Annotated in this window: 14 protein-coding genes; 9 read left to right on the top strand and 5 right to left on the bottom strand. The window is 66.0% G+C overall.

Translation table 11 applies throughout. The features are described 5' to 3' along the window. Nucleotides 1-47 precede the first annotated feature (47 nt). The gene (locus ACYZGB_RS19420; protein ID WP_462390493.1) at nucleotides 48-488 is read right to left on the bottom strand and encodes a hypothetical protein; all 441 of its coding nucleotides are present in this window, start codon (nucleotides 486-488) and stop codon (nucleotides 48-50) included. Between the two features lie 125 nt (nucleotides 489-613). Between ACYZGB_RS19420 and ACYZGB_RS19415 the strand changes: the two genes are divergently transcribed. The 5 genes from ACYZGB_RS19415 (at nucleotide 614) to ACYZGB_RS19395 (ending at nucleotide 4,607) form a co-directional block, all read left to right on the top strand. Beyond that, nucleotides 614-1,582, top strand: coding sequence for a LysR family transcriptional regulator (locus ACYZGB_RS19415; RefSeq protein WP_063462137.1), 969 nt, complete (start codon nucleotides 614-616; stop codon nucleotides 1,580-1,582). A gap of 12 nt (nucleotides 1,583-1,594) precedes the next feature. Then, entirely contained in the window at nucleotides 1,595-2,440 is an 846-nt protein-coding gene (locus ACYZGB_RS19410) for a metallophosphoesterase (protein WP_462390492.1), read from the top strand. Nucleotides 2,441-2,556: 116 nt separating this feature from the next. Continuing rightward, nucleotides 2,557-2,979 (top strand): universal stress protein, encoded by a 423-nt coding sequence (locus ACYZGB_RS19405; protein ID WP_462390491.1) that lies wholly within the window; start codon nucleotides 2,557-2,559, stop codon nucleotides 2,977-2,979. Nucleotides 2,980-3,158: 179 nt separating this feature from the next. After that, nucleotides 3,159-3,614 carry a fasciclin domain-containing protein gene (locus ACYZGB_RS19400; protein ID WP_462390490.1) on the top strand — a complete coding sequence of 152 codons (456 nt, stop codon included), beginning with the start codon at nucleotides 3,159-3,161 and terminating at the stop codon, nucleotides 3,612-3,614. 54 nt (nucleotides 3,615-3,668) lie between these two features. Continuing rightward, a complete protein-coding gene (locus tag ACYZGB_RS19395; protein ID WP_462390489.1) occupies nucleotides 3,669-4,607 on the top strand; it encodes a fasciclin domain-containing protein in 939 nt (312 codons plus the stop codon). 81 nt (nucleotides 4,608-4,688) lie between these two features. Here ACYZGB_RS19395 and ACYZGB_RS19390 read toward each other — a convergent pair whose 3' ends face one another. Further along, nucleotides 4,689-5,303 (bottom strand): TetR/AcrR family transcriptional regulator, encoded by a 615-nt coding sequence (locus ACYZGB_RS19390; RefSeq protein WP_291469848.1) that lies wholly within the window; start codon nucleotides 5,301-5,303, stop codon nucleotides 4,689-4,691. A gap of 128 nt (nucleotides 5,304-5,431) precedes the next feature. Beyond that, nucleotides 5,432-6,343: a LysR family transcriptional regulator ArgP gene (locus ACYZGB_RS19385; protein WP_462390488.1), complete on the bottom strand. Its 912-nt coding sequence runs from the start codon at nucleotides 6,341-6,343 to the stop codon at nucleotides 5,432-5,434. Nucleotides 6,344-6,462: 119 nt separating this feature from the next. Here ACYZGB_RS19385 and ACYZGB_RS19380 point away from each other — a divergent pair, with 119 nt between their 5' ends. Beyond that, nucleotides 6,463-7,800, top strand: a complete 1,338-nt coding sequence (locus tag ACYZGB_RS19380) for a D-amino acid dehydrogenase (RefSeq protein ID WP_462390487.1) — start codon at nucleotides 6,463-6,465, stop codon at nucleotides 7,798-7,800. 21 nt (nucleotides 7,801-7,821) lie between these two features. Here ACYZGB_RS19380 and ACYZGB_RS19375 read toward each other — a convergent pair whose 3' ends face one another. Then, complete coding sequence (locus ACYZGB_RS19375; protein WP_462390486.1) at nucleotides 7,822-8,508, bottom strand: hypothetical protein; 687 nt, start codon at nucleotides 8,506-8,508, stop codon at nucleotides 7,822-7,824. 92 nt (nucleotides 8,509-8,600) lie between these two features. Here ACYZGB_RS19375 and ACYZGB_RS19370 point away from each other — a divergent pair, with 92 nt between their 5' ends. Further along, entirely contained in the window at nucleotides 8,601-9,251 is a 651-nt protein-coding gene (locus ACYZGB_RS19370) for a TetR/AcrR family transcriptional regulator (RefSeq protein WP_462390485.1), read from the top strand. Next, nucleotides 9,248-9,811 carry an NAD(P)H-dependent oxidoreductase gene (locus ACYZGB_RS19365; protein WP_462390484.1) on the top strand — a complete coding sequence of 188 codons (564 nt, stop codon included), beginning with the start codon at nucleotides 9,248-9,250 and terminating at the stop codon, nucleotides 9,809-9,811. The genes ACYZGB_RS19370 and ACYZGB_RS19365 overlap by 4 nt, the downstream gene beginning before the upstream one ends. A gap of 65 nt (nucleotides 9,812-9,876) precedes the next feature. Here the strand turns inward: ACYZGB_RS19365 and ACYZGB_RS19360 are convergent, their stop codons facing one another. After that, nucleotides 9,877-11,805: a hypothetical protein gene (locus tag ACYZGB_RS19360; protein WP_462390483.1), complete on the bottom strand. Its 1,929-nt coding sequence runs from the start codon at nucleotides 11,803-11,805 to the stop codon at nucleotides 9,877-9,879. Between ACYZGB_RS19360 and ACYZGB_RS19355 the strand changes: the two genes are divergently transcribed. Continuing rightward, nucleotides 11,781-12,011, top strand: a complete 231-nt coding sequence (locus tag ACYZGB_RS19355; protein ID WP_462390482.1) for a hypothetical protein — start codon at nucleotides 11,781-11,783, stop codon at nucleotides 12,009-12,011. The two genes, ACYZGB_RS19360 and ACYZGB_RS19355, sit on opposite strands and share 25 nt — an antisense overlap. The last annotated feature ends 290 nt before the right edge of the window (nucleotides 12,012-12,301 follow it).

The raw sequence follows: 12,301 nt of genomic DNA, 5'->3' as shown, positions 1-12,301 counted from the left end.
TCAATGGATTGCGTCCCCGCCGCCCACCAGTGCGGCGGGTTCGACGATCAGTAGTACTTGCGGATGTCGTCCACGGTGGGGATGCCCATCGCGTGGTTCAGCTCGGCCATGATGCGGGGGTCCTTCATGGCGACTTGCCAGGTGCGCTCGTCTTCGGCGGCGCGGCGACGGCTCTCGGCCCAGGCCTGCACACCAGCGCGCAGGGCCACGCCAGCGCGGCGTGCAGGGGCGGTGAGCAGGGCCAGGGCGGCAAAGGCCACCAGCCACAGCACCATCCAGGCGGCCAGCAGATGCCCTTCGCTCCAGGTGTCGATCACCTGGTTGGCCACCACCAGCAGTGCGGACACCACAGCGGCCAGCAGGAGGGAGGCAGCGCCACGGGCGCCGTCAAAGCGGGCGGCAGCGCCCTTCAGGGCTGCGGCGGCGTTTTCGGCGCGGACTACGCCGGGGTGTTCGGTGGGGTATTCAACGTGTGCAAAGGCGGTCATTTCGGTTTCCCTTTTCTAACGCTTGTGGCGAGATTGCCGGGCGATGGGGTGATATTAGGGTTTACCCTTTGCATGTTCAAGTTTATATTTTGAATCATGGATATTCATATCGGTGATAAATAACCATGACACCCCTGAACTTCCGCTCCCTGGACCTGAACCTGCTGCGCGTTTTCGACGAGGTGATGGCGGAGCGCAGCCTGACGCGCGCGGCACACAAGCTCTCAATCACCCAGCCCGCCGTAAGCAACGCCATGCGGCGCCTGCGCGAGGTGCTCGGGGATGAGCTGCTGGTGCGCAGCGGCCAGGGGGTGGAGCCCACCCCCCGGGCGCTGGCGCTGTGGCCGCCAGTGCGCGAGGCCCTGGCCCATTTACAGGATTCCCTGGCCCCGGGCCTGTTCGACCCGGCCACCGCCGAATCCACCTTTGTGCTGGCCATGGCCGACGCCACGGCCGCCACGCTGGTGCCTGCCCTGGTCGAAATCATTGAGCGCGAAGCGCCCGGCATCGCCATCCGCGTGCTGCCGCTGACCACGCGCGACCCACGCCGCCTGCTGGACGAAGAAGCCGCCGACATGGCCGTGGGCTACTTCCCGGCAGCGCTGGCCGACCTGACAGCCCGCGCCCAGTCGGGCGGCGTGGTGGCGTTTGAGAGCCGCCGCCTCTACGACGGCGAATATGTGTGTGTGATGCGCCAAGGCCATCCGCTGGCGGATGCCCCCCTCACGCTGGACGCCTACTGCCAGGCGCGCCATATGCTGGTCAGCTTCTCGGGCCGACCCTTCGGTTTCATTGACGAGGCCCTGGCCTCGCTGGGGCGTGAGCGCAAGGTGGTGATCACCGTGAACCAGTTCTTCACGGCGGGGCGGGTGGTGTCGGGCTCGGACCTGCTCACCGTGCTGCCGCGCCACTTTGTGCCCGTGACCGGCATTGCCGACAAGCTGGTGCAAAGGGCCCTGCCGCTGGATGTGCCCCCGGTGCACGTGGACGCGCTGTGGCGCCGCCGCGGCCCGCAGCAAGCGGCCATGACCTGGCTGCTGCACGCGCTGGCACGTTCCGCGCGGCGCACCTTCCCGGAACAGGAGAGCCCGTAGACTGTTTGCTGCATGAACATCCAGCTCCTGTCCGACCTCCACCTGGAGGCCCATCCCCACTTTGTTCCCGAACCCGCCCCCGGTGCCGACGTGCTGGTGCTGGCGGGGGACGTGGGCTCCTACCAGCCTGGCTCGCAGTTGGCCGACGAAGATTTCGGCCTGGCCCGTTTTTCGCCCCTGCCCCAGCACGCGGGCTGGCCCACCCCGGTGCTGTTTGTGCCCGGCAACCACGAGTACGACGCGCAGGACTTCGACGCCGCCCACCTGCGGCTGCGCCAGACCTGCAACCGCCTGGGCATTACCTGGCTGGAGCGCGAAACCCTGGTGCTGCAGGGCGTCCGGTTCGTGGGTACCACGCTCTGGAGCGACTTTGACGCCCTGGCCGACCACGAGGGCTGCACCGACCTGGGACGGCGGCTGAAGCTGCGCGACAAAGCCTTCCGCGCCGCCAACTTCTACCTGCGCAAAACCGGCGGCACGCGGCATGGCGGGCCCTTCCTGGCCGAACCCCTGCGCGAACAGGCCCTGGCCTGCCAGGAGTGGCTGGCCGCCGCCCTGCAGCAGCCGTTTGACGGCCCCACCGTGGCCGTCACCCACTTTGCGCCCAGCCTGAAAAGTGCCGACCCGCGCTATGGCCTCGTGCCCGGCACGGCAGGCTTCTGCAACGCCCTGGACCACCTGCTGCCCCACGCGCAGCTGTGGCTGCATGGCCACCTGCATGCGCCCAGCGACTATCTGGCCCAGGGCAAGCGTAGCGATGCTTCGGCATGGCAATGCCGCGTGGTCGCCAACCCGCTGGGCTATGCCCGCAAAGGCGAGCAAACCACCTTCCGGCCACGCTGGACGGTCACCGTATGATCGAACGCGCGGTTCTTGTGAATTCGCCACGCGCCGGACAAAAAAAGCATGACCCAGGTCAAGACAACAGGCACCTGCGCAGAGTAGTCTGCCTTATCCCTTTTTCGGAGAACACCATGAACATCCTGCTTGCTGTCGATGGCAGCGCCTACACCAAGAAAATGCTGGCCTACCTGGCCACCCATGAAGAACTGCTGGGTGGCACCCACACCTACACTGTGCTGACCGTGCAGGCCCCCCTGCCCGCCCGCGCCCGCGCGGCCCTGGGCAAGGAAGTGGTGGACGCGTACCACGCGGAAGAGGCCGAAAAAATCCTCGCCCCTGTGTGCAAGTTCCTGGCCCGCCATGGCGTGGATGCCAAGCGCAGCGTCAAGGTGGGCACCGTGGGCGAAACCATTGCCAAGGTGGCTGACACCGGCAAGTTCGACCTGCTGGTCATGGGCTCGCACGGCCACGGCGCGATTGCCACCCTGGTGATGGGCTCGGTCACCACCCAGGTGCTGGCCCACAGCAAGGTGCCGCTGCTGATCGTGCGCTGAGCACCTGCGTCGTCAGGCGCTGTCCCACCAAGCCCTGCATCTGCGGGGCTTTTTTTTCACCCCTAGTTACTGAATGGTTTCTAAATAACTAATTGGTTTACTCTGAAACCAATTAGTTATACATTCGCGCAACGCCCATCTTGGCGTGTCATTTCCATCGAAATCGAGAGGAACGACCCATGAAGAAGACCCTGATTGCACTGGCCCTGACGGCGGGTGCCACCTTCGGCGCCATGGCGCAGGACATCGTCGATACCGCTGTGAAGGCGGGCAATTTCAAGACCCTGGTGGCTGCCGTGCAGGCCGCTGGCTTGGTGGACACCCTCAAGGGCCCGGGCCCGTTCACGGTGTTTGCGCCCACCGACGAAGCCTTCGCCAAGATCCCCAAGGCCACTCTGGACGGTCTGCTGGCCGACAAAGCCGCACTGACCAAGGTGCTGACCTACCACGTGGTGTCGGGCAAGGTCATGGCCAAGGACGTGAAGGCCGGCAAGGTCAAGACAGTGCAGGGCCAGGAAATCACCGTGTCCACCAGCGCAGGCGTCATGGTGGACCAGTCCAAGGTCACTGCCACCGATGTGGCTGCCAGCAATGGCGTGATCCACGCCATCGACACGGTGTTGATGCCCAAGTAAGCGCCTGCTCACCCCTTCAGTCCAACCACCATCCATCCACGAGGAGAAGCCGCCATGAACACCGTATTCAACCGTCGCACCGTCCTGATGGCCGCAGCCCTGGGCGCCAGCACCACCCTGCTGCAAGCCTGTGGAGGCGGAGACGACGCGCCCCAACGCAACATCGTCGAGCTGGCGCAAAACACCCCCGACCTGAGCATCCTGGTCGAAGCCGTTACGGCCGCCGGTCTGGCCAACACCCTGAGCACCGGCACGCTGACCGTGTTCGCCCCCACCAACGCCGCCTTTGCAGCGCTGCTGACCGAACTGGGCGTGTCCAAGGACGCGCTGCTGGCCAACAAGCCCCTGCTGACCGCTGTGCTGACCTACCACGTGCTCGGCAGCAAGGTAATGCGTGCCGATGTACCCCTGGGCAAGGCCATCACGCCGGTGTCGGGCGGCTTCTTCAAGATCGAATCGAACAACGGCCTCAAGATCACTGACGGCCGCAACCGCGTGAGCACCATCACCAGCACCGGCATCCAAGCCAGCAATGGCGTGGTGCATCTGGTGGACACGGTGCTGCTGCCCGCCGACAAGGACATCGTGGCCACGGCCTCGGCCCTGCCGGACTTCAGCATCCTGGTCGAGGCCGTGGTGGCCGCAGGGCTGGTGACCACCTTGCAGGGCACCGGCCCGTTCACGGTGTTTGCCCCCACCAATGCCGCCTTTGCCGCCCTGCTGACCGAGCTGGGTGTGAGCAAGGCCGATCTGCTGGCCAATACCGCGCTGCTGACCAAGGTACTGACCTACCACGTGGTGCCCGCACGCGTGCTCAAGGCCGAGGTGCCCACCAACACCGCCATCACCACGGTGCAGGGCCAGAGCTTCACCGTGAGCACCAGCCTGGTGATCACCGACCAGAACATGCGCACCAGCAACATCACGGCCGCCGATGTGTTCACCAGCAATGGCGTGATCCATGTGGTGAACAAGGTGATCCTGCCCAAGTGATCTCCGGCGGGGACAACGGCCCCCACGCAAGAAAGCCCGGCATGCCGGGCTTTCTTTTTGTCGAGCGAGACCAGGAGTGGGCTACCGCGCCGCCAATCCGTCAAAACAGGTGCGCACCACCAGGTCCACGATCTCCGCGTCCGAATACTGGCCGCTTTCCTTGAGAAAACTCACCACCGGGTCGCAGGCGCGGGCATACAGGGTGTACAGCACCACGATGGGCGGCAGGCTGGGGCTGATCACGCCCTGGGCCTGGGCCTCGGTGATCCATTCGCCGATCTGGTCGCTCACGCCCACCAGGCCGTTGAGGTAGTCCTTGTTGGCCATCAGCACCGCACGCAGGGTGGAGTTGCGGCTGGGCAGCAGCGGCATTTCGTTGGTCAGCAGGCGCTCCAGCGACCAGCGCACCAGGGCGCGCAGCTTGTCCAGCGGTGGCATGTCGGCGGGCAAGCCCGCCAGATAGGCCTGCACGCGCCCCAGGATTTGCACCATGGCGGCGCTGCACAGTTCTTCCTTGCTGCAGAAGTGCTTGTACAGGCTGGCCTTCGCAATGCCCACGGCATTGGCGACGTCGTCCATGGTCATGGCGTCAAAGGCCTTTTCGCCCAGCAGGCGACAGGCCGACTGGAGGATGGCCTCCTCGCGCGCCTGGTGCATCTGCTCCTTGAACGAGACTTTGGGGGGCTGGGTTTGCATGGCCTATATTTTATACATTGCGGTAAAAAAATAAATGACTAAGTTGTAATGCAACTACGTCGTTCACGCTTTAACCAGCACAAAGCGTGCCTTCCGGCGTGCGCCCAGGGAGTGCCCGTGGGGTGCGTTCAGGACACCAACGACCGGGCGGCGGCGCCGGTCAGCGCGGCCGACAGGGCATCGAGCAGCTCGGATTCCAGGTTCCAGCAATGCCAGTAGAGCTGGATGGGCAGGGACCGGCCAGGCGCCAGGTCCACCATGCTGCCATCGGCAATCGGGCCGCGCGCGAGCAACTCGGGCACCACACCCACCGCCCAGCCCGCCGCCACGGCGCGCATCTGCGCCTCGGAGCCCGGCACAAACAGGTGGTTCAGCGCCACGCGCTTGAGCCCGAAGGCGCGCGCCACGAACTCGGCCGCCATGTCGTCCTTGCGGTTGAACGACAGGAACGACACGTCGCGGAAGTTGTGCGGCGTGAGCCCCTGCGGCAGATGCTGCTCGGCATAGCTGGCCGAGGCCACGGCCACGTAGTGCATGGCCCCGAGCGGCACCATCTTGCAGCCGCGCAGCGCTTGCTTGAGCGTGGTCACACAGCCCAGCACCTGGCCTGAGCGCAGCCATTCCTGCGTGAAGTCCTGGTCGTCCACGATGATTTCGAGCGGCAGACGCTGGCGCACCAGGTCGTGCAGCGCGCCCATGGCCCAGGTGGCGATGCTGTCGGCATTGATGGCAATGGAGATGCGCTCATCCTCGCGCGTGCCGCCGGGCGCGCTGGGCGCCAGCTCCTGCAGATCGCGCTCCAGGTCGGCGCGCAACAGGCGCATCTGCTTGGTGTGCTTGAGCAAGAGTTGCCCGGCCGACGTGGGCCGCAGCGGCCGGCTGCGCACGATGAGCACCGAGCCCACCTGCGCTTCGAGCGCACGCAGGCGCTGCGACACGGCCGACTGCGTGACATTGAGGCGCTGCGCAGCGCGCTCGAAACCGCCCTCTTCGACGATGGCGGCAAGGCATTCGAGGGCGGCGGGGTCGTAGGTGCTCATGGTTCTGGTCTCCAGCAAGGCAACGGCAGCAGGGCTATTTGCATTAGACGCCCTGATGTTTTTGGAGTAAGTTTAATTTTGCTTTTAGTAGAACGCAATGTCGCGCACACTGCGCCCTCATGAAAACCATTGTTTTGGGCGCCGGCATCATCGGCATCAGCACCGCGTGGCACCTGCTGGAGCGGGGCCATGAGGTCATCGTGATCGACCGCCAGCCCGATGCGGCGCTCGAAACCAGTTTTGCCAATGCGGCGCAGATTTCGGTGAGCTACTGCGAGCCCTGGGCCAACCGCGAGGCGCCGCTCAAGGCGCTCAAGTGGATGTTCGACAAGGAAGCCCCGCTGCTGTTTCGCCCGCAGATGGACTGGCAGCAATGGCGCTGGGGCTTGCAGTTCCTGGCGCAGTGCAACGACGCGGCGTTCGAGCGCAATGTGGCCCAGATCGTGGCGCTGGGCGCCTACAGCCATGCGGCACTCAAGGACCTGGTGAGCACCACCGGCATCGAATACAACCGGCTCGAACGCGGCATTGCCCACTTCTACACCGACCAGAAATCGTTTGACGCCGCAGGCCACGCGGTGGAGCTCATGCGCAAGCACGGCGTGCAGCGCCGCCTGGTGAGCCGCGACGAACTGCTCAAGATCGAGCCCGCCTTCAAGGCCTATGGCGACAAGATCACCGGCGGCACCTACACCAGCACCGACGAAAGCGGCGACGCCCGTGTCTTCACGCAAGAGCTGGCGCGCCGATGCATCGCACGGGGCGCACAGTTCCTGTACGGCCACGACGTGCTGCGCCTCAACAAGATTGGCAATGCTATTGATTCTGCAGCTGTCATGGCGCACCAGTCGGTCGGCGGAGGCAAAAAAGACTTCATATTGAAGGCTGATGCCGTCGTGGTGGCCTGTGGTTCCTACAGCGCGCCGCTGCTGCGCAGCGTGGGCGTGGATCTGCCCATCTACCCCGGCAAGGGCTACAGCGCGACCTTCCCGCTGCTGCGGCCCGAGGGTGCGCCCATGGTCTCCACCATCGACGACGGCAAGAAGATCGCCATGAGCCGCCTGGGCAACCACCTGCGCGTGGCGGGCACCATCGAGCTCAACGGCTGGGACCTGACACTCGACAGCTCCCTGGCCCGCGCCCGCTGCCACATGCTCTCGCGCCGCATCGAAGCCATCCTGCCCGGCGTGTGCGACACGCGCACGCCCGAGGAAGGCGGCGACCCGCAGTACTGGACCGGCCTGCGCCCCGCCACGCCCACCAACATCCCGTTCATCGGCCGCACGCGCGTGGGCAAGCTGTGGGTGAATGCGGGCCACGGCACGCTGGGCTGGACGCATGGTGCGGGCTCGGGCAAGGCGCTGGCCGAACTCATCAGTGGCCAGGTGCCCGCCATGAACTTCGGGTTTTGCGGCATGGAACAGGGCAACCGTACCTTGACGGCCAAGGTGGCCTGAGCCTCTTCCACGCAGCCGCCCTCAGCCAGCCACCAGTGCCATGCCGGGCCCGGTGGCCAGCAGGACTTCCAGGCCCCGGAAACCTCCCGCCAGCATCACCACCAGCGTGGCCGCCAGCAACACCCCCACCACCAGGGCCGCCGCCAAGACCGGCGCGCGCTGCCTTTCGGGCAGGTTCCAGTAGAGCGCACAGCCCACATGGGTGCACAGCGCCAGCACCGCCAGAAAGTAGTACGGCCCAAAGAACCACTGCCAGGGCGGCATGTGCATGCCTGCCGCCGCAAACTGCAGGTTGGTGTCCACGCCCTGCTGCCGCGCCACCAGCACCGCTGCCATGTGGATCAGCAGGAACAGCGACAGGTATGCCCCCGACACTGCCTGCGCCCATGCCACGGCACCCCGGCGCTGGCGCCAGCCGCGCCACAGCAGCGTGAGCCCGCTGCCCGCCTGGAACAGCACCCCCGCCAGCAGCAAGCCCTCGACCACGGGCCGACGATACACACTGCGCAGCGCCTCCAGCACCGCCTGGTGTGCAGCCGCCCCCGCGAGGCCTGCAAGGTGCCCCAGCACATGCGCCACCAGAAACAGGGCCAGCGCCAGGGCACTGGCCCGGTGCAGCGTGCGCAGGGCGGGGCGCTGGTGCCACACCCAGGTGCCCGCCAGGCCAATGGCGGCGGCGCCCAGGGCGAGCTGGCTGGTTTCCTTCATGGCTAGGTTCTCCGGGTGGCAAGTTGCTTGGATGGCGGCAGAATAGGTCGGTCCGGCCTTGCCGCCTACTCGCATTGCGCTCAGGTTTGCCCATGTCCAAAGCCGTTTCACCCACCAGGCGCACGCCCCGGCAGAAGCGCTCCCAGTTCACGGTGGATGCCATATTTGAAGCCGTGGCCCGCATCGTGGCCACGCAGGGCGAGGACGCCCTGACCACCAACCGCATTGCCGAACTGGCGGGCGTGTCCGTAGGCTCGCTCTACCAGTACTTTCCGAGCAAGGAGGCCATCCTGGTGGCCATGCTGGACCAGCACTGCGACCGCGTAATGCTGGAACTGGATGCACTGCTGGCCCAGGCGCGCACCGAGGGCTGGCCCCCCGAGCAGCAGGTGCACCGCTATGTGCGCCACTACCTGCAGGCGTTTGGCGGCGGGTCGCAGGAGCGACGGGCCCTGGCCCGCCTGTCATGGAAGCTGGACTACCGCGCGGCGGTGCTGGTTTCGGTGCGGGGCACCAGCGAACGCATTGCTCTGCACCTGCAGCGCATGGCCGACGAGCACCACCTGCAGGCGCCATCGGCCGCGCAGCTGTTTGTGCTCACGCGCGCCTTCATGGGCGCGGTGCGCTCCGCCTCGCTGGAGCAATCGCCGCTGCTGGACAGTGCGGAGTTCGAGGAGGCCCTGGTCGGGCTCTGCCTGGCCACCCTGCGGCCCGCGCAGGCCAGCGCTACGATGGCGTCATGACAACGCCCACTGCACCTCACTATCTGTTCCTCACCACCTCCACCCGCGAACCAGGCCATGTCGGCAACACCGAATGGCTGGCCCGCCAGGCCGCCGCCGCGCTGCCTGCGGGCACCGAGCAAACCTGGCACCACCTGGCCCGCATGGACCTGCCGCCTTTTGTGGACCAGCGCCACACCACCGGCACCTACGCGCCGCCCGAGGGCGACATGAAAACCCTGCTCGACGCCACCCTCGCGGCCACACACATCGTTTTTGTGGCCCCGGTCTACTGGTACAGCATCCCCTCGCCGCTCAAGACCTACCTGGACCACTGGAGTGCCTGGATGCGGGTGCCGGGCCTGGCGTTCAAGGAGCCCATGGGCGCCAAGACGCTGGCGCTCATCACCACCAGCGGCGACCGCACCAAGGCCCAGCCCATGATCGATTCGGTGGCGCTGTGCGCGCAATTCCTGTCGATGACCTGGGGCGGCGCCCTGTGGGGCAAGGGCGGGCCACCGGACGCGGTGCAGGGGGATACGCAGGCCGTGGCGGCGGCGCTGGAATTCTTGCGGGCGTGACCAGGACGTGGCACCGCGCGGCGAGCAGCTGCCACTCACCTGCCTGAAGAAAAAGCCTGGTCGGCCTACATCGCCATCAGCGGCAACGTCTGCACCGTAGTCGGCAAGGTCTGGTCCATGATCACGGCGCCCTGGGCATTGCGCACGGTGATCTGCCCGCCGGTGGCGGTGTTGGCAAACCGCAGCAGCACCGTGCGACCGTCGACCAAACGCAGCTCCACGCCGGTCTGGGTGGCGGTGTGCGAGGGTGAGGCCTGGGTGACGGACTGGTCCGTGGCCAGCACATTCAAGAACGCCGTGTCAGTGCCCACCGCGTGCTCGACCTCCAGCAAGGTGGCTGTGCTGCCCGCACGCAGTTCGGCTCCAGGCCCGCCCAGTGCCGCCCATGGCTGGGCACTCAGCGTGAGGTTGGCGGGGGCGATAGCAGTCACATCCAGCCGCTTGCCCGCCACAGTGAGCGCGGCTGTATTGCCTGCCAGGCTGGGCATGCCGGGCAGGTTCATGCTGAAGACGCGGCGCACGCCGCTGGCGGTGCTGACCCGATCGAACACCACCACGGTAGCGGGTTTGATGAACAGGTATTCACGCTCCCACTTGGCAACGCTGCCGGAAGCACCATACATGGGCGTGACACGGGCCAGGCCATAGCTGTAAGTGACGTTGTCGGCCAAGGCAAGCATGTCGCAGCTGCGATTCCAGCCTTGCCGCACCTCGGTGCTGCCATGGAAGAAACGCACCAGGTTGTGGAAGGCCTCGTCTTGCACGATGCCTGATCGGCTGTCGATGTTCGCGTCGTGCGCCAGCCAGGCTCCCCGGTAGAGGGTGAAGCTGCCTTGGTCCCGGTGGGCATGGCTTTCACTGTAAGGGCCGCAGACGAAGTTGGAGTACACCGCGTCACGGGTCCAGGCACCGCGCATGGAGAACTGCCCCGGCCCGCTGGTCCAGTACGCCGTGCTCAGAGCGGCCAGGGGCTCGGCCGCGATGTCGGTGGTGTCGTACAGGAAATCATTGAAGTACATGAATGGCTGCGACATCTGTTGCACGCTGGACGCGGCCAGCAGGCTCTTGGCGGCACCGCTCACCCGGTCGCTGGGGTACAGGCGCATCAGCGTTTGCAGATAGGCGCGGTGGTAGTCGAACAACTGGGCCGTCTCGTCGCGCGCATGGTCGCCTGTGGGAGTGAGACGATCGAGCGTGGGCACGATGGAGTGCAACATGGCGGGAATGGACGCACGGGTGTGGGGCGTCAGATCGGCAATGCGCTCGGTGGTGGACTTTTCCCACCAGTCATACAGCTGCCAGAGGTTCATCAAGGCCGTGCCGTAACCCGTTCCCTCGCGCGAGCCCCCGCCTTGCAGATCGCGGGTAAAAGTCGGCACCAGTTGGCCCTGAATCTTCTCGGTGCGGAACTTGTGGATCCAGTCCTGGGCCTGGGCGTTCTCGCCATGGGTAGCCAGACCGAGCAGCATGGTGGCCTGCAGGAACGAGTAGTAGTAATTGTTGGACGGGTTGTCCACCGACCACCCCGTCCACGCAGAGGGGGTGGCGCCCCAGCGGGCGCTCTGGTGGTTCCATACGTTCCAGACCGCCTGGTTGGCATAGGCGCGCCAGCGGGCACGCTGGGCGTCGGTCATGGCAGAGCGGCACCAGTCATAAACCATGGCGACATTGCCGATGGTGGGGCCGACCTCCAGGTAGCTGTCATACGCCACCGTGGCGCGCTGGTTGCTGTTGATCAGCGCTTCTTCCGAAGCGACAAAGTTGTCCGTCCGGCTGACGGCATAGGTGCAGTACGACGCCTGGCCCGTGATTTGGCCCATCAGCGCTGCATACCAGGGCGCAAAAGCGTAAATGCTGGCCCCACCCACCTGGCGGTCAACCATGGCCTTGAAGCGCACGGCCGATGGCGCGCCGGTATTGACCAAGCTCCGGTAGCGCGCCAGCGCAGGCGGGTGCGCGATGAGAATGCGTGGGCTGCCCAGCGGGGCGATCACCACCGGGCCGGTGGGTGGAGGTGGAGGTGGAGGTGGAGGTGGAGGTGGAGGTGGAGGTGGAGGTGGAGGTGGAGGTGGAGGTGGAGGTGGAGGTGGAGGTGGAGGGCTGGGTGCTGGCGCTGGCAACGGACCAGGCGTACCGGGCGTACCGGGGTTCATGCCGGGGTCCGGGGTGGGTACCGGGCCCGGAACAGGCAGCGGGTTAGCCACCGGTTCAGGAGCGGGGGGCTGGGATGGCCATGGCGCTGGCTGGTTGGGTGCGCCGCTGTTTTCGCCACCGCCGCAGGCCACCAGAAGCACCGCAACCATCAACACCTGTATGCGTGCGCTCGCAGCCAGAATCCGCAGGGTGGGGTCTTGAATCATCGTGGAGGTCTATTGCCCACCCTGCTTGCAGCAGTGGGTTCAAAAACATTCCATTGTCAAGACCGAGGCCGCCTTCAGCCACCCTACCAAGGTGGGGAATGGGCGGGAAACAAATGGCCCCGTATCCGTC

It is taken from the genome of Acidovorax sp. Q11 (assembly GCF_054950075.1).
Note: the sequence above shows the minus strand (reverse complement) of the source record. Positions and strands in the feature narration are given on the sequence as shown.